This window comes from Pollutimonas rozaliensis, assembly GCF_048751585.1.
Taxonomy (GTDB): domain Bacteria; phylum Pseudomonadota; class Gammaproteobacteria; order Burkholderiales; family Burkholderiaceae_B.
Genome location: NZ_JAZHOB010000001.1, coordinates 523,332 through 538,842, shown reverse-complemented (window position 1 = coordinate 538,842; position 15,511 = coordinate 523,332). Strand labels below are relative to the sequence as shown.

Annotated in this window: 17 protein-coding genes; 6 read left to right on the top strand and 11 right to left on the bottom strand. The window is 62.5% G+C overall.

Annotated elements, in window-relative coordinates; translation table 11 throughout:
• Window positions 1–16: 16 nt before the first annotated feature.
• Window positions 17–406 (bottom strand): GtrA family protein, encoded by a 390-nt coding sequence (locus V0R37_RS02545; RefSeq protein ID WP_420372995.1) that lies wholly within the window; start codon window positions 404–406, stop codon window positions 17–19.
• 24 nt (window positions 407–430) lie between these two features.
• Here V0R37_RS02545 and V0R37_RS02540 point away from each other — a divergent pair, with 24 nt between their 5' ends.
• Window positions 431–1,237, top strand: coding sequence for a ChbG/HpnK family deacetylase (locus V0R37_RS02540; RefSeq protein ID WP_420372994.1), 807 nt, complete (start codon window positions 431–433; stop codon window positions 1,235–1,237).
• Between the two features lie 36 nt (window positions 1,238–1,273).
• On the opposite strand, the gene V0R37_RS02535 is transcribed toward V0R37_RS02540, so the two are convergent.
• Window positions 1,274–1,867, bottom strand: a complete 594-nt coding sequence (locus V0R37_RS02535; RefSeq protein ID WP_420372993.1) for a GNAT family N-acetyltransferase — start codon at window positions 1,865–1,867, stop codon at window positions 1,274–1,276.
• A 47-nt stretch (window positions 1,868–1,914) separates the two neighbouring features.
• On the opposite strand from V0R37_RS02535, the gene V0R37_RS02530 reads away from it, so the two are divergent.
• Both V0R37_RS02530 and V0R37_RS02525 read left to right on the top strand, forming a co-directional pair.
• Window positions 1,915–2,256 carry a protein tyrosine phosphatase family protein gene (locus V0R37_RS02530; RefSeq protein ID WP_420372992.1) on the top strand — a complete coding sequence of 114 codons (342 nt, stop codon included), beginning with the start codon at window positions 1,915–1,917 and terminating at the stop codon, window positions 2,254–2,256.
• Window positions 2,257–2,347: 91 nt separating this feature from the next.
• Window positions 2,348–2,809: a universal stress protein gene (locus V0R37_RS02525; protein ID WP_420372991.1), complete on the top strand. Its 462-nt coding sequence runs from the start codon at window positions 2,348–2,350 to the stop codon at window positions 2,807–2,809.
• 99 nt (window positions 2,810–2,908) lie between these two features.
• On the opposite strand, the gene V0R37_RS02520 is transcribed toward V0R37_RS02525, so the two are convergent.
• The 7 genes from V0R37_RS02520 to V0R37_RS02490 form a co-directional block, all read right to left on the bottom strand.
• Window positions 2,909–3,049: an MFS transporter small subunit gene (locus V0R37_RS02520; RefSeq protein ID WP_420372990.1), complete on the bottom strand. Its 141-nt coding sequence runs from the start codon at window positions 3,047–3,049 to the stop codon at window positions 2,909–2,911.
• A gap of 12 nt (window positions 3,050–3,061) precedes the next feature.
• Complete coding sequence (locus V0R37_RS02515; RefSeq protein WP_420372989.1) at window positions 3,062–4,462, bottom strand: L-lactate MFS transporter; 1,401 nt, start codon at window positions 4,460–4,462, stop codon at window positions 3,062–3,064.
• 163 nt (window positions 4,463–4,625) lie between these two features.
• A complete protein-coding gene (locus V0R37_RS02510; protein ID WP_420372988.1) occupies window positions 4,626–4,889 on the bottom strand; it encodes a formate dehydrogenase subunit delta in 264 nt (87 codons plus the stop codon).
• On the bottom strand, window positions 4,886–5,743 hold the full coding sequence (fdhD, locus tag V0R37_RS02505; protein WP_420372987.1) for a formate dehydrogenase accessory sulfurtransferase FdhD: 858 nt from the start codon (window positions 5,741–5,743) through the stop codon (window positions 4,886–4,888). Before fdhD ends, V0R37_RS02510 begins: the two co-directional genes overlap by 4 nt.
• Before the next feature lie 10 nt (window positions 5,744–5,753).
• Entirely contained in the window at window positions 5,754–8,672 is a 2,919-nt protein-coding gene (gene fdhF / locus V0R37_RS02500; RefSeq protein ID WP_420372986.1) for a formate dehydrogenase subunit alpha, read from the bottom strand.
• Between the two features lie 11 nt (window positions 8,673–8,683).
• Window positions 8,684–10,255 (bottom strand): formate dehydrogenase beta subunit, encoded by a 1,572-nt coding sequence (locus tag V0R37_RS02495; protein ID WP_420372985.1) that lies wholly within the window; start codon window positions 10,253–10,255, stop codon window positions 8,684–8,686.
• 3 nt (window positions 10,256–10,258) lie between these two features.
• A complete protein-coding gene (locus V0R37_RS02490; RefSeq protein WP_420372984.1) occupies window positions 10,259–10,759 on the bottom strand; it encodes a formate dehydrogenase subunit gamma in 501 nt (166 codons plus the stop codon).
• A 196-nt stretch (window positions 10,760–10,955) separates the two neighbouring features.
• Here V0R37_RS02490 and V0R37_RS02485 point away from each other — a divergent pair, with 196 nt between their 5' ends.
• From V0R37_RS02485 to mobA, 3 genes are read left to right on the top strand one after another with little or no spacing between them, the layout of a single operon-like run.
• Window positions 10,956–12,062 carry a substrate-binding domain-containing protein gene (locus tag V0R37_RS02485; protein WP_420372983.1) on the top strand — a complete coding sequence of 369 codons (1,107 nt, stop codon included), beginning with the start codon at window positions 10,956–10,958 and terminating at the stop codon, window positions 12,060–12,062.
• A gap of 21 nt (window positions 12,063–12,083) precedes the next feature.
• Window positions 12,084–13,190, top strand: coding sequence for a GTP 3',8-cyclase MoaA (gene moaA / locus V0R37_RS02480; RefSeq protein ID WP_420372982.1), 1,107 nt, complete (start codon window positions 12,084–12,086; stop codon window positions 13,188–13,190).
• Window positions 13,187–13,816, top strand: coding sequence for a molybdenum cofactor guanylyltransferase MobA (mobA, locus tag V0R37_RS02475; RefSeq protein WP_420372981.1), 630 nt, complete (start codon window positions 13,187–13,189; stop codon window positions 13,814–13,816). Before moaA ends, mobA begins: the two co-directional genes overlap by 4 nt.
• Here mobA and V0R37_RS02470 read toward each other — a convergent pair.
• Both V0R37_RS02470 and moaB read right to left on the bottom strand, forming a co-directional pair.
• Complete coding sequence (locus tag V0R37_RS02470; RefSeq protein ID WP_420372980.1) at window positions 13,789–14,994, bottom strand: molybdopterin molybdotransferase MoeA; 1,206 nt, start codon at window positions 14,992–14,994, stop codon at window positions 13,789–13,791. The two genes, mobA and V0R37_RS02470, sit on opposite strands and share 28 nt — an antisense overlap.
• Window positions 14,987–15,505 (bottom strand): molybdenum cofactor biosynthesis protein B, encoded by a 519-nt coding sequence (gene moaB / locus V0R37_RS02465; RefSeq protein WP_420372979.1) that lies wholly within the window; start codon window positions 15,503–15,505, stop codon window positions 14,987–14,989. The genes V0R37_RS02470 and moaB overlap by 8 nt, the downstream gene beginning before the upstream one ends.
• Between the last annotated feature and the right edge of the window lie 6 nt (window positions 15,506–15,511).

Sequence of the window (15,511 nt, the reverse complement as noted above, 5' to 3'; positions counted from 1 at the left end):
CCGGCTGGCGGAGCGCTCAGCCTTTGCGCCGGAATGCCCAAAGCCGGCCAAGAATAAAGGTCATGCCGGCAATCGCGATTAAAATCAGCGCCAGCAGGATATCGTAGGGCAGGTCGGTGACGCGCAGCAGCCAGGCATAAGCCAGTTCATTGACGGCGAATCCCAGGGCCGAGACAGCGAAGAAACGCCGCGCCGCCTGGGCTGGGGGAGCTCTGTGATGCTTGAAGGTAAGCTGGTAATGGCCCGCGAAAGACACGCAAAATGCCACCAGCCAGCCAATGACGTTGGCGGCCAGGGGCGCCAGCCCGCTGGCCGATACGACGGCGACAACGACCAGCCAATGCGTGGTGGCCGCCGCACAGCCTACGGCAATAAACCAAGCCAGTTGCCGTACAAGTTTTTGCATCGTAATTGTTTCCGGAGAAAGCGTGTGGCCGAAATTGAACAAAAGCGTATTGTGATCTGCGCGGACGATTTTGGCATGAATACGGCCATCGATGCCGGCATACTGGAATTGGCCGGATCAGGGCGCCTGAATGCCGCCAGTTGCCTGTCTCTGGGGCCTTCGTTCAAGGCCAGCGCGCCGGCGCTGCGCGAGTGCCCGGGCCTGCAAGCGGGATTGCATCTGAATTTTACCGAATCGCTGGATCAGCCCGGCCTTTATCTTCCCGTATCGGCGCTGATCGTGCGCAGTTGGTTGCGCCGTTTGAATCCGGGCCGGATCAAGGACCAGATCGTACGTCAGCTGGACGGTTTTGAAGACATCATGGGGCGGCGGCCTGACTTCGTCGATGGCCATCAGCATGTGCATCAGTTTCCACAGATACGCCGAGAGCTGCTGGCGGAACTGGAGCGGCGTTACGCCGATGCGCGTCCCTGGCTGCGTTATACCCGTAGCGCGGCACTGACCGGCTTGCCGGCCTCCCTGTGTTTGAAAGCGCGCATTATTGAATCGTTGGGGGCGCGCCGCTTCGGCCGCATGGCCCGCAGTCGGGGTTTTTCGCTGAATCGTCGATTTTTAGGGGTCTACGACTTCCAGGGGGGCGAAATCGTCTACGCGGGCTTGTTGCGGCAATGGCTGAGCCTGGCACGCGAGGGCGATGCCGTCATGTGCCATCCGGCAAGCCTGGCGCTGGCCGGCGACGGCCTGGGTGCGCAACGGCTTGCGGAATTCCAGGTATTGCGCAGCGACGCGCTGGGCGCCTGGCTGGCGGAGTACCGGATTGCGTTGGCCTAGGGCCGCCGCGACCTTCCTTCCAGCCGTGATGGGGCGTTAGTAGCCGGCGGGCTTGGTGCTGCTGCCTTCGCTCAGCGCCCGCTGCATGAAGACGACGTCTATCCACTGATTGAACTTGAATCCCGTGGCGGTTTGGGTGCCGGCGTGAACGAAGCCCAGGCTGCGATGCAGTCCGATCGAACCCTGGTTGTCGTGACCGGCGATAACGGCAATCATCTGCCGCCAAGGTCCTTGTTCGCAACGCTCGATCAGCGCCGACAGCAAGGCTTTTCCCAGGCCTCTTCCGGACTGGCCCTCTTCCAGGTAGATGGAGTCTTCTATGGTGTACCGGTAGGCGACGCGGGGCCGGTATAGCGAGGCATAGCAATACCCCACGACCCGGTTGTTCAGCTCCGCCAGCAGGTAGGGCATGCCAAGATCCAGCACCTTTTCGCGCCGTTCCCGCATTTCCTGTACCGTGGGCGGTGTTTCCTCGAAGGTGGCCGTGCCATGCAGCACGTGGTGGGCGTATATGCGCTGCACCTGGGCCATGTCGGACGCTTGCGCATCGCGTATGATCAGCCGGTCGCGCGTTGGCCCATCGGTGGCGAATGCCTGCGGCGGGGCTTGCACTGAGGAGGCGCTGGTCATACTATTTTCCTTAATCGAAACGCAAGTATAAACATCCGGAGTCATCTATGTCAGTACCTATCAATGCGCTTACCGACACCTTCGCCGTTGCTCCGCAACTGTCCGCCGAAGATATGCAATCGGTGGCCAATGCCGGCTTCAAAAGCGTCATCATCAACCGTCCCGATCTTGAAGGCGGTCCCGACCAGCCCTCTTCGGTCGAAGTCATGAAGGCGGCGCGCGCGGCCGGCCTGGCGGTTGAATACCAACCCGTTGTCAGCGGAGCCATGACGCAGGACGACGTGGTCAAGTTCGCCCAATTGTTGAAGGACCTGCCGGCACCCGTGCTGGCCTACTGCCGCACGGGTACGCGCTGCACGCATCTTTTCAACGCGGCCCGCTCCCTTTGATGTGAATCAAACCCCGCGTATATACCGACTGTATTTTCGCGGCGGTTGGGGTTAAGCTGTTGGCACCTCACTACGATTGGGAGCCAACCCTATGTTCAAGAAAATACTTATTCCAACCGACGGCTCGGCTCTGTCGGCGCAAGCTGCCAACAAGGGTGTCTGCTTTGCTCGCGAAACAGGCGCCGAAATCGTCGCCCTGTATGTAACCCAGCCATTTGCCGCTACTGTCGGCTTCGACGGCATGGCCGCCGCTTATGCCATCACCGACGAAGACTACGACAAGACCGCGCAAGAGCAGGCCCAAAAATACCTGAAGGCGGTGCTCGATCGTGCCGAAACCGCCGGCGTCAAGGCCAAGGCCAAGGCGGTCTCCAACTTCAACGTGGCCGACGGCCTGGTTCAGGCCGCCGAGGAAGAAGGCTGCGACCTTATCTTTATCGGCAGCCATGGCCGCAGCGGGCTGTCCCGCCTGTTGCTGGGCAGCGTCACCATCAAGGTGCTAAGCCTGGCAAAAACCGCTGTGCTGGTGTATCGCGTCAAGGAATCTTCCTGATCCGGCCGGTATCCGGCACCGATTTCCCGCTTTAAACGCAAAGCCGCGCCTGTCTCCAGACAGGCGCGGCTTTTTCTTGCATGGGATCGGTAAGCGGGCCTATTTGAACAGGCCGGCCGCCTTCAGCAAGGTTTCCCAAACCCCGATGGCCAGGGGAATGCCCACATACAGCCAGAAAATGATCAGCAGGATGGGCGAGGTGGTCGAGCGGACGGCTGCGGTGCTGGTGGTGTTATCCATAGTGAGTCTCCCTTATTTGGTGGCCATGGCCGGCGTCATGTGGCCTTGCTGTTCGTTGCCCATATGATGGCGCGCGGCAACCGGGCGAACAAGCATATTGCAGATGAAACCGATGACCAGCAGGCCGGACATCAAGTACATGGTGGCGGTATAGGATTGCGCTGCCGGCACGCCGTGATCCACCTGATACTGGCGGATGTAGTTCACCAGCGCGGGACCGAAGATGCCCGCCGCCGCCCAGGCAGTCAGCAGGCGTCCGTGTATGCCGCCCACGTAGCGGGTGCCGAACAGATCGGCCAGGTAGGCCGGCACGGTCGAGAAGCTGCCGCCGTACATCGAAATGATGATGCAGTAGAACAGCACGAACAGAGCCACGTTGCCGGCCGAACCCATGCCGGGCACCAGGAAGTACAAGGCCGTGCCCAGCACAAAGAAGATCGAATAGGTGTTCTTGCGGCCCACGTAGTCCGAGACGGATGACCAGAAGAAGCGGCCCAGCATATTGGCCAGCGACATGACGCCTACGAAACCCGCGGCTGCGGCCGGGGTGATGGCGCCCTTGAAGCTTTCCTGGATCATGACGGAAGCCTGGCCCAGCACGCCTATGCCGGCCGTGACATTCAGGCACAGAGCCCACCAGAGCAGCCAGAACTGCGGTGTTTTCAGCGCCTGGTCGATATGCACATGGTTGCGGGAGATCATGGCGCTTTGGTTGGCCGGCGGGGTCCAGCCGTCGGGTTTCCAGTCGGCGGCCGGAATTCGTATGGCGAAGGCGCCTATCATCATCGAGCAGAAGTACAGGGCGCCCATGACGACAAAGGTCTGGACCACGCCGACCGAAGTGGGCGTGCTGAAGTGCTTCATCAGGGCCACCGACATGGGCGAGGCGATGAAGGCGCCGCCACCGAAGCCCATGATGGCCATGCCCGTGGCCATGCCGCGCTTATCGGGGAACCATTTGATCAGCGTGGACACGGGCGATACATAGCCTATGCCCAGGCCCACGCCGCCCAGCACGCCGTAACCCAGATATACCAGCCATATCTGATGCATGGCGATACCGGCCGCCGCCACCATGAAGCCGCCGCCGAAGCAGCAGGCCGCGGTGAACATGGCTTTGCGCGGCCCTACCTCTTCCAGCCATTTGCCGGCGAATGCCGCGGACAGGCCCAGGAAAAAGATGGCCAGGCTGAATATCCAGCCCAGGGTGGGCAGGTCCCAATCGCCGGGGGCGGACTGGGTGATGCCCAGCAGCTTGGTCATGGGGTTGTTGAACACCGAGAAGGCGTAGGCTTGGCCGATGCATAGGTGAACCGCCAAGGCCGCCGGCGGGATCATCCATCGATTGAAACCGGGGGGAGCGGTTATCCGCTCCTTGCTGAAAAAGCCGTGATCTGCAGAATTGGTACTCATGTTGTCTCCTTGCGACTGCGTTGGCGCAGTCTGTATTACGTTTGTGCAGAAGTGGAAAGAAAAGCCGGATGGCGGGTTCGAGCGATTCCTGTGTTGAAAAAAGGCAAAAGACTCCCCTCATTGGGCCAAGCCCAATGCTGTTGCGGCAAACAAAAAAGGAAAATTAAACGGTCGTCGGCATTTTTGGCGTCAGTCGTTCCTTGTTCTGGCTGATGGCCTGCAGCGCGATTTCGCTAAGGCCTGTTTCACCGAGTTGCCCGTCGGGCTGGGTTTCAAGAAACTTCAGCATGGCGGTGCGCATGCGAGGTTCCCAGAACTTCTGGATGTGGTTGGCGATGCCCTCGACGCCTTCGGCGCGGTCGGGCATGGCTTCGAAAAAGGTGCCTATGCGGTTGGCCAGGCGTATCAGGTGTTCGATGTTGTTCAAGGCGTGTTCCCTGGTGTGCTTAGGTATTCGGGGTGGCTGTAGACGGTGAACAGCGAGCTGCGCGCGAATCCGGCCAGAAGGATATTCAGTTCGTCGGCCAGTTGAACGGCATAGCTGGTGGGCGCCGATACGGCCACCAGGGCGGGAATGCCGGCAGCGGCGGCTTTCTGGACCATCTCGAAACTGGCGCGGCTGGAAATGACCGCGATGCCTTGCGACGGATCCATCGAGCTTCGGATCAGGTGTCCGATGAGCTTGTCCAGCGCGTTGTGCCGGCCCACGTCTTCGCGAACGCACTGTATGTTTCCGTCGCGATCGGCCCAGCCCGCGGCGTGAGTGGCGCCGGTGGCCAGGTGCAGGGGCTGCAGCGAGCGCAATTGATCGACCGCGCTTGAAATGGCCCGGGCGGACAATGCGCCTTGCTGCGCCGGAAGGGCGGGAAGCTCGCGTCGGACCTCATCCAGGCTTTCAATACCGCACAATCCGCAGCCGCTGCGCCCCGCCAGACTGCGCCGGCGCAGCTTCAACTGGTTCTGGCAGGCGCTGGCCATATCGATCTGGACGATGAAGCCCTGCGGGCCGTCGACGATGTCCACCCCGTAGATATCGCGGGCCGACCGGATGATGCCCTCGGTATAGGAAAAGCCGAAGGCGAAATCCTCAAGGTCGTGGGGCGTGGCAAGCAGGGTGGCGTGACTGATGCCGTTGTATTCCAGCGCGACGGGCACTTCCTGTGCGATCAGATCGGCTTCCTCGCGGCCCGGCGTTTGCGCACCCGCGCGCAGCACCCGCCGCAAGCGGCTGCCCGCCGGCGGGGCGGCTTGCTGTTCCGGTTGCTGCAGATCGCCGGGCATGGGCGCTTCCTTATTCCTGCGGGCTCAGCACGGGGGCCGCTTGCGGCGCTGGCGCAGCGGCCGACGCCGCATCCTGCTCGCGCTGGCGCTGTTCCAGCAAAGAGAGCTGGATGTCGCTGAAGCGGGACCATTTCGCCTGCCACTGGGATGGGCTTGTCACCAGGCGCGCCTGCACGGCCGTGACTTTGTATTCGGGACAATCCGTTGCCCAGTCGGTGCTGTCGGTGGTGACCACATTGGCGCCCGACTCGGGGAAGTGGAAGGTGGTGTAGACCACGCCGGGCTGGACGCGCTCGGTCACGTCGGCGCGCAACACGGTTTCACCCGAGCGGCTTTGAACGGCGACCATGTCGCCCTCGCGTATGCCCCGATCTTCGGCGTCCTGCGGATGGATCTCCAGCAAGTCCTCGCTGTGCCACATGACGTTCGGCGTGCGCCGTGTCTGCGCTCCCACGTTGTACTGGGACAGTATGCGGCCGGTGGTCAGCAGCAAGGGGTATTTGCGGGTGCTGCGTTCGTCGCTGGGCACATATTTGGTGATCATGAAGCGGCCCTTGCCGCGCACGAACTCGTCCACGTGCATGATGGGGGTGCCGTCCGGCGCATTGTCGTTGCAGGGCCACTGCACACTGCCGCCCAGCTCGTCTATCTTCTTGAAGGACACGCCTTCGAAGGTAGGCGTCAGCCGCGCGATCTCGTTCATGATCTCGGACGGATGCTTATAGTTCATGGGATAGCCCAGCGCATTGGACAGCGCGCAAGTGACTTCCCAGTCGGCCATCCCGCCTTTGGGCTCCATGACCTTGCGTACTCGCGAAACGCGCCGTTCCGCATTGGTGAACGTGCCGTCCTTTTCCAGGAAGGACGAGCCCGGCAGGAAGACGTGCGCATACTTGGCGGTTTCATTCAGGAAGATGTCCTGGACGATGATGCACTCCATGGATGCCAGCGCCTTGGCGACATGCTGGGTGTTGGGATCGGACTGGACGATGTCCTCGCCCTGGCAATACATGCCCTTGAAGGATCCGCTGAGCGCCGCGTCGAACATATTCGGTATGCGCAGACCCGGTTCGGGCTGCAAGGTGACGCCCCAGTCCTGTTCGAACTGATGGCGCACCGTGTCGTCCGAAATATGGCGGTAGCCGGGCAGTTCGTGCGGAAAGGATCCCATGTCGCAGGAGCCCTGCACGTTGTTCTGGCCCCGCAAGGGATTCACGCCCACGCCTTCCTTGCCCAGGTTGCCTGTGGCCATGGCCAGGTTGGCGATGGCCATGACGGTGGTCGAGCCCTGGCTGTGCTCGGTGACGCCCAGGCCGTAATAAATGGAGCCGTTGCCCTGGGTGGCGAACAGGCGCGCCGCGCCGCGCAGGTCGGCCGCCGGCACGCCGGTGACCGATTCCATGGCTTCGGGCGAATTTTCGGGCAGGGAGACGAAGTCGCGCCATTGCTGGAAGGCCGGCGCCTCGCAGCGCTCCGCGACGAAGGCTTCATCGATGAGGCCTTCGGTGGCGATGACGTGGGCCATCGAAGTCAGCAGGGCGGTGTTGGTGCCCGGCCTGACCGGCAGGTGGTAGTCGGCCTTGACGTGAGGGGCATCAACGAACTCGATCTGGCGCGGGTCGATGACGATCAGCTTGGCGCCTTGGCGCAGGCGTCGCTTCAGGCGCGAGGCGAATACCGGATGCGCGGCACTGGGGTTGGCCCCCATGATGATGACCACATCGGTGAACATGACCGAATCGAAGGTCTGGGTGCCTGCCGATTCGCCCAGCGTGGTCTTCAAGCCGTAGCCGGTCGGCGAATGGCAGACGCGCGCGCAGGTGTCCACGTTATTGGTGCCGAAGGCGGCGCGCACCAGCTTCTGGACAAGATAGGTTTCTTCGTTGGTGCAGCGCGACGAGGTGATGCCCCCGATGGAGTCGCGGCCGTACTTGGCCTGTATGCGCCGCAATTCAGACGCGGCGTAATTAATGGCTTCCTCCCAGCTGACTTCGCGCCAGGGCTCGGAAATATCGCCGCGTATCATGGGCTTGAGCATGCGGTCCTCATGCGTGGCATAGCCCCAGGCGAAGCGGCCTTTCACGCAAGAGTGGCCGCGATTGGCCTGGCCGTCTTTCCAGGGCACCATGCGCACGACTTCCTGGCCTTTCATCTCGGCCTTGAAGGCGCAGCCCACGCCGCAGTAGGCGCAGGTCGTGATGATGGAATGCTCGGCCTGGCCCATGTCGATGACGGTTTTTTCCATCAGGGTGGATGTGGGGCAGGCCTGCACACAGGCTCCGCAGGAAACGCAATCGCTTTCCAGGAAGCTGTTGTTCTGGCCTGCGGTAATGCGCGAATCGAAGCCGCGTCCGGTGATGGTCAGGGCAAACGTGCCCTGCACCTCGTCGCAGGCGCGCACGCAGCGGCTGCATACGATGCATTTAGATGGATCGTAGGCGAAGTAGGGGTTGGAGACGTCGGCGGTGTCGTTCAGGTGATTGGCGCCGTCGAATCCGTAGCGCACATTGCGCAGCCCGACGACGCCGGCCATGTCCTGCAACTCGCAATCGCCGTTGGCGGGACAGGTCAGGCAGTCCAGCGGGTGGTCGGATATGTACAGCTCCATGACGCCCCGGCGCAGATCATGCAGCTTGGGCGTTTCCGTCCAGACGACCATGCCTTCTTCCACAGGCGTGGTGCACGAGGCGGGATAGCCTTTGCGCCCTTCGATCTGCACCAGGCACAGGCGGCAGGACCCGAAGGCTTCCAGGTTGTCGGATGCGCAAAGCTTGGGGATATTGATGCCGGCTTCGGCGGCGGCGCGCATGACCGAGGTGCCGGCCGGCACTTTCATTTCGGTGCCGTCTATGGTGATGCCGATCTGCTGCGTGCTGGTCGACGCCGGAGTGCCGAAATCGCGATCGCGCTTGATGACTGTTTCTAACATGATGGCCTCCGTCAGGCGATTTGCGCACTTGCGGGTTGATGGGTCGGCAAGCCGAAATCTTCTGGGAAGTGTTCCAGCGCCGAAAGAACCGGATAAGGCGTCATGCCGCCCAGCGCGCACAGCGAGCCCGCCAGCATGGTGTCGCAAAGATCGCGCAGCAGGACGACCTGCTCTTCGCGCTGTTCGTTATGGCGGATCTTGTCGATGACCTCGGCGCCGCGCACGGCGCCGATCCGACAGGGCGTGCATTTGCCGCAAGATTCGATGGCGCAGAACTCCATGGCATATTCCGCCATCCTGGACATGTCGACGGTTTCGTCGAAAGCAACCAGGCCGCCGTGGCCCACCATGGCCGAGATGCCGATATAGGCTTCGTAATCCAGCGGGACGTCCCATTGCGATTCCGGCAGGTAGGCGCCCAGCGGTCCGCCCACCTGCACGGCGCGCAGGGGCTTGCCGCTGGCGCTGCCGCCGCCGAAGTCGTAAAGCAGTTCGCGCAGGGTCAAGCCGAAGGCTTTTTCGACCAGGCCGCCGTGCCGCAGGTTGCCCGCCAGTTGGAAAGGCAGGGTTCCCCTGGATCGGCCCATTCCGAAATCGCGGTAGAAGGCGGCCCCGCGCGCCAGGATGATGGGCACGGATGCCAGCGAGATCACATTGTTGATGACGGTGGGCTGCCCGAACAGGCCTTTGACGGCCGGCAATGGCGGCTTGGCGCGCACCAGCGCGCGCTTGCCTTCCAGGCTTTCCAGCAGCGAGGTTTCTTCGCCGCAGATATAGGCGCCGGCGGCGCAACGGACCTCGAGATCGAAGCGGCGGTCGCTGCCGCGTATGTCGGCGCCCAGCCAGCCGGCTTCACGGGCGCGAACGATGGCGGCCTCGAGCGCGGCAATGGCATAGGGATACTCGGAACGCACATAGATATAGCCGTAGGTGGCCTGCACGGCCAGGCCGGCGATGGCCATGCCCTCGATCAAGGCATAGGGATCGCCTTCCATCAGCATGCGGTCGGAAAATGTGCCCGAGTCGCCTTCGTCGGCATTGCAGACGATGTACTTCTGGCTGGCTTCGGTGGCCAGTACTGTTTTCCATTTGATGCCGGTGGGGAAGGCCGCGCCGCCCCGTCCGCGCAGGCCGGAATCGACCACCTGGTCGACAATGGCGATCGGCGTCATGGCCAGGGCCTTTTCAAGTCCCTTGAAACCTTCGCGCGCCTGGTAGTCGGCCAGCGACAGCGGATCGGTGATGCCGACCCGCGCGAAGGTAAGCCGCTCCTGCTTCTTCAGGTAGGGGATCTCTTCGGTAAGCCCATGGGCCAGGGCGTGCGGCTTGCCTTGCAGCCAGCCGGCATCGAACAGGCCGGGCACATCGTCGGCTTCGACGGGACCGTAGGCGACCCGGCCGGCGGGCGTGTCCACCTCGACCAGCGTTTCCAGCCAGAGCAGCCCGCGCGAACCATTGCGCACAATGTTTACAGGCAGCCCGCGGCTGGCGGCTTCGCGCTCGATGGCGGATACGACCGCATCGGCGCCGACGGCAATCGCGGCGCTGTCTTTCGGTACGAACAGGGTAATGGCGGCGTTCATGTCTTATACCCCCTCGGCCTGCAGCAGGCGGTCGAGCTTTTCGGGCGTCATGCGCGCATGCGGCCGGCCGTTGATCATGACGGCCGGCGACTGGGCGCAAAGACCCAGGCAGTAGACGGGTTCGAGCGTGGCGGCCCGGTTCGGCGTGGTGCCGTGGAATTCGCAGCCCAGGCGTTGGCGGGCGTGGTCGGCCAGGGCGTCGCCGCCCATGGCCTGACAGGATTCGGCCCTGCAGACTTCCAGGACGACGGCGCCAGCGGGCTGGTCGCGGAAGTGCGCATAAAAGCTGATGACGCCGTGTATCTCGGCGCGCGATAGTTGCAAGGCCTGCGCCAGCAGCGGCACGGCGCCTGGCGGTATATAGCCCAGTTCGTGCTGCACGGCATGCAGCACCGGCAACAGATTGCCTTGCTGGCCTTCATAGCGTTGCAACGCCTGCCGGACCGCTAGCTGCACGGTGTCATCGGATGGGCTGAATTCGCTGGTGTCTTGCGGCGTGTGCATGACGCTTTCCTTCAACGGTGGTGAGCGTTCGCTCGATTGATATTTGTCTCTTATATGTTTAATTTTGCATATATATTTATTCTGTATTTGAGGTAATCTACTCGCGATAAACCAATCAATCAATAGGAAAAAATAGACATATAAAGAATTTCCAAATAGGAAATCAAAAACATATTAAAACCGTGGCGGACGACAAATGACGTACAAATTCAAGGCGCGATTGAGTTCCGAGTGGGTACTGGAAAAGCCCTCCGGAACGGTGCTGGCACTGAGCGAGGTCTTGCGTTTGCTGGCCGCGATCGATGCCACCGGACACATCGCCGGAGCCTGTAAGGCCTGCGGGCTTTCCTACCGCCATGCCTGGGGTATTTTGCGCAACGCCGAAAAAGAATTCGAAGCGCCTCTTATTGAAACGTCGCGCCGGCAAGGCACCAAGCTCACCAATTTTGGCCAGCATCTTATCTGGGCGAACCGACGGGTCGATGCCCGCTTGATGCCCACCCTGGAAAGCATGGCCTCCGAGCTGCAGGAAGAGCTTGAACGCCTTTACCCCGAAAGCCAGCAGCGCTTGCGCCTGCATGCCAGCCACGGCTTCGCGGTCGAAGGCCTGATGCAATTGGCCAACGGCATGGACATGTCGCCGCTGGAATTGCGCTATCGCACCGCCATCGAGGCGCTGGCATCGCTGGACCGCGCGGAGTGCGACCTGGCCGGATTCCAGGTGTCCGAAGGGGAATACGAACTGCCCATTCTGAAGCGCTACAGCCCGTGGCTGAATCCCGACCGCCATCGGCTCATCCACCTGGCTGTGCGCAACACCGGCCTGTTCGTCAAACCGGAGAACCCCAAGGGCATCAAGTCCGTGGCCGATCTGATCAATCCGGACGTGCGTTTCGTCAACCGGCAGATCGGGTCCAGCACGCGCTTCCTGGTCAGCCTGATGCTGGCCCAGCTTGATATCGAGGCCACGAAAGTACAAGGCTTCGACAGCAGCGAATTCACCCACATGGCAATTGCGGCGCACATCGCCAGCGGCATGGCCGATGTCGGCATCGGCGTCGAAACGGCCGCCTGGCGTTGCGGGCTGGCTTTCATACCGCTGGTCAAGGAGCGCTATTTTTTCGCCGTGCATCGCGATACGCTGGAGACGCCGCAGATGCAGCGCCTGTTCGATTTGATGAACGGCGAGCAGTACCAGGCCTATGTGTCGCAACTGGTGGGCTACGACGCCACCCATATGGGCCAGGTGCAGACGCTGGAAGAGGCCTTCGGTCCGGCCATCGTGGCCGCCCTGAAAGCGTGACGCGGGAGTTATGATTAGGCCATGAGCAAAGTGATATTCCTGACGGGTGACCATCGTTCCGCCGATTCCACGGACGGACTGGCGGCTGGCGCGCCGCACGGGCCGGGAGAGCCCTTGCTTGATGCTCGCCGCCGGCCTTTGCACGATCTGCGCATTTCAGTGACCGATCGATGCAATTTCCGCTGCACCTATTGCATGCCGCGCGAAGTGTTCGACGCCGACTACACCTTCATGCCGCATTCGGCGCTGCTCAGCTTCGAAGAGATCACCCGGGTTGCCGGCGTGGCGGTGCAAATGGGCGTGCGCAAATTGCGCCTGACCGGCGGCGAGCCGCTACTGCGCAAAAACATCGAGGTCCTGATCGGCATGCTGGCGGCCCTGCGCACGCCGGACGGCAAGCCGGTGGACATTACCCTGACGACCAACGGCACGCTGCTGGAAAAGAAAGCCGCGGCGCTCAAGCAAGCCGGGCTTGCGCGTGTCACGGTCAGCCTAGATGCCCTGGACGAGCATAAATTCGAGCGCATGAGCGACAGCCGGGTTAGCGTCGAGACCGTATTGCGCGGCATCGATGAAGCCGCGCGCGTCGGACTGGCGCCGGTAAAAGTGAATATGGTCGTCCGGAAAGACTTGAACGATGATCAGATCCTTCCCATGGCGCGGCATTTCCGCGGCAGCGGCCATATCCTGCGCTTCATCGAGTTCATGGATGTCGGCGACAGCAATGGCTGGAATCTATCCGAGGTGCTGACGGGCGCCGAAATTCTCCAGCGCATCGCCGCCGAGTTTCCGCTGGAGCCCGCGCAGGCGGCTTATCGGGGCGAAGTTGCCGCTCGCTGGCGCTACGCCGACGGCGCGGGCGAAATCGGCCTTATCACCAGCGTATCGCAGCCGTTTTGCGGCGACTGTACACGCGCACGCCTGTCGCCCGAGGGCAAGCTGTTTCTTTGTCTGTTCGCCAGCCAGGGGCACGACTTGCGCTCTCTGTTGCGCGGCGGCGCCGGCGACGAGGAAATCGCGGCGCGCATCGCGGCCATCTGGTCTGGTCGCGGCGACCACTATTCCGAGTTGCGAGGGCGCGAAACGGCGCAGCGCAAGAAGATCGAAATGAGCTACATCGGCGGATGATCGCGCGTTCCCAGATTACAGGCCTTATCCTGGCCGGAGGCCGGGCCCGGCGCATGCAGCAGGAAGACAGCCTGGATGTGGACAAAGGCCTGCTTGGCCTGGACGGCGCGCCGCTGGTGGCCCATGCGCAGCGCTATCTGGCGCCGCAGGTAAGCAGCGTCCTGGTCAGCGCCAATCGGCATCTGGAAGACTACGCGGATTACGGCCGGGTCGTTTCCGACGACCCCAGGCTGGGAATCGATCTGGGGCCCCTGGCCGGCGTTGCAAGCGCCCTGGCGGCCACATCCACGCCCTGGCTGGCGGTCATGCCTGTCGATGTATTGAACCTGCCGGCCGATATGGTGGCGCGGCTGGCTGGCGCCGCCGACGAAGCGGGAGCCCTTGCGGCCTATGCCGGCACCGTCGGTCCGGATCGTGTCCATCCTTTATGCATGTTGGTGCATGCCAGCCTGGCGGGCAGCCTGCGCGATTACCTGGGCGGGGGCGATCGCAAGGTCCAGCTATGGCAGCAAATGCATGCAGCCGTGCCGGTGTGCTTCGACGGCGGCCATGGCGCTTTCTTTAACATCAACACGCCCCAGGACTTGAGGCTTGCCGTTCAGGCCAGCCAGCGGGCCAGGTCGTAATAGGCGACCAGGTCTCCGCCCCGCAGCACTGTATCGGCGGGAATCCTGGCCAGGCCGCTGGCCCAGGGCAGGGAGCTGATGATGCCCGAGCCTTGTTGCGAGTACGGCGTCAGCATGGTTTGGCCCTGCGGCCCGAAGGCCGCCTGGACCCGCAGGAATTCGTCCCGCTTTTCATTGAATGGGCGGTCGGATACCAGCGTGCCGTACTGGACGGTAGGCATGGCCTGGGCACGGCCTTGCATGGTGCGCAGCATGGGTGTGACCAGCAGGGTGAACACGGCGTAAGCCGAGACGGGATTGCCAGGCAGGCAGACCACGGGCTTGCCATCGATGTGCGCCAGGGCGACGGGCTTGCCCGGCTTCATGCAGACGCGCCAGAGATCCAGGACGCCGCCCAACTGTTCGATGGCGGGTTTGACCAGGTCTTTTTCACCTACCGAGACACCGCCCACGGTCAGGATCAGGTCGCAGTCCCGCAGCAGGATGGCAAACGCCTCTTGCAAGGACTCCTGCGTGTCGCGCGCATGCAGCACATGGGCAACGGTGGCGCCCATGTTTTCGGCCAGGGCGGCCAGCATGGGGCCGTTGGAGTTGTAGATATGCTCGTCGGCGCGAGGCTGTCCGGGGCTGACCAGTTCGTCGCCCGTGGTCAGTATGCCGACCTTCAGCGCGGCGTAGGTGGTAATCTGGGCATAACCTTGCGAGGCCAGCAGGGCGATTTCAGCGGCTCCCAGCAGGGTGCCTTTGGGCAGAAGTTGGTCGCCCTCGCGCACATCCTCGCCTTGGCGCCGGACATGGGCGCCAAGGGTGGGGGGCAGGTTTATTTCGAACCGATCATCGTGTTCGACACCGTCCTCTTGCATGACGATGGTGTCGGCGCCCGCCGGCACAAGGCTGCCGGTGAACAGGCGTATGGCATGGCCGGGCTTGAGCGGTTCGGGGCGTTCTCCGGCGTAGCAGCGCTGCTGCACCGGCAAGGGCTTGCCGGGCGCATAGTCGGCATGGCGTATGGCATAGCCGTCCATGGCGCTGTTGTCGGCGGGAGGGAGATCCAGTGTGGCAAATAGCGTTTGCGCCAGCACGCGGCCCCTGGCCAGATGCAATGGACAGGCCTCGGTGATGGCGGGCGGTTTGCCGGCCGTGGACAGGCGCGATTGCGCCGAATCGAAATCAAGCATGGTAGTGGGTGCCGAAATTGCAGGGACGGTGCGTGCTGTCCAGTTGTTCTTTGATGATGCCTTCCCAGGCCGTCTTGCAGGCGCCGGTCGAGCCGGGCATGCAGAATACCAAGGTGTTGTTCGCCGCGCCGGCGAAGGCGTCCGATTGCAGGGTCGAGCTGCCGATTTCCAGGAAGGACAGATGCCGGAACAGCTCGCCGAAACCCGGGATGACCTGGTCCAGCAAAGGCGTGATGGCGGCGGCTGTGGATTTGTTGTGCGAGAAGCCGGTGCCGCCGTTGGTCAGGATGATTTGTATGGAATCGTCCGCGATCCAGTCGCTGACGACCTTGCGGATCTGGTACAGATTGCCCTGACTGATGGCACGCTTGTCGCAGCGGTGGCCGGCGGCAAGCAGGCTTTCCGCCAGGTAATCGCCCGAGGTGTCATTGCCGGCGTCGCGGGTGTCGGAAATCGTCAGGACGGCGCAGTTCAATGAAACGGGCGGCTTCTTCGTGTCGGCTTTGCTCATGGGGAT

Coding starts and splice junctions, on each gene's coding strand:
- V0R37_RS02545 (WP_420372995.1), bottom strand. CDS start 406: ATGCAAAAACTTGTACGGCAACTGGCTTGGTTTATTGCCGTAGGCTGT.
- V0R37_RS02535 (WP_420372993.1), bottom strand. CDS start 1,867: ATGACCAGCGCCTCCTCAGTGCAAGCCCCGCCGCAGGCATTCGCCACC.
- V0R37_RS02530 (WP_420372992.1), top strand. CDS start 1,915: ATGTCAGTACCTATCAATGCGCTTACCGACACCTTCGCCGTTGCTCCG.
- V0R37_RS02525 (WP_420372991.1), top strand. CDS start 2,348: ATGTTCAAGAAAATACTTATTCCAACCGACGGCTCGGCTCTGTCGGCG.
- V0R37_RS02520 (WP_420372990.1), bottom strand. CDS start 3,049: ATGGATAACACCACCAGCACCGCAGCCGTCCGCTCGACCACCTCGCCC.
- V0R37_RS02515 (WP_420372989.1), bottom strand. CDS start 4,462: ATGAGTACCAATTCTGCAGATCACGGCTTTTTCAGCAAGGAGCGGATA.
- fdhD (WP_420372987.1), bottom strand. CDS start 5,743: ATGCCCGGCGATCTGCAGCAACCGGAACAGCAAGCCGCCCCGCCGGCG.
- fdhF (WP_420372986.1), bottom strand. CDS start 8,672: ATGTTAGAAACAGTCATCAAGCGCGATCGCGATTTCGGCACTCCGGCG.
- V0R37_RS02495 (WP_420372985.1), bottom strand. CDS start 10,255: ATGAACGCCGCCATTACCCTGTTCGTACCGAAAGACAGCGCCGCGATT.
- V0R37_RS02490 (WP_420372984.1), bottom strand. CDS start 10,759: ATGCACACGCCGCAAGACACCAGCGAATTCAGCCCATCCGATGACACC.
- V0R37_RS02485 (WP_420372983.1), top strand. CDS start 10,956: ATGACGTACAAATTCAAGGCGCGATTGAGTTCCGAGTGGGTACTGGAA.
- moaA (WP_420372982.1), top strand. CDS start 12,084: ATGAGCAAAGTGATATTCCTGACGGGTGACCATCGTTCCGCCGATTCC.
- mobA (WP_420372981.1), top strand. CDS start 13,187: ATGATCGCGCGTTCCCAGATTACAGGCCTTATCCTGGCCGGAGGCCGG.
- V0R37_RS02470 (WP_420372980.1), bottom strand. CDS start 14,994: ATGCTTGATTTCGATTCGGCGCAATCGCGCCTGTCCACGGCCGGCAAA.
- moaB (WP_420372979.1), bottom strand. CDS start 15,505: ATGAGCAAAGCCGACACGAAGAAGCCGCCCGTTTCATTGAACTGCGCC.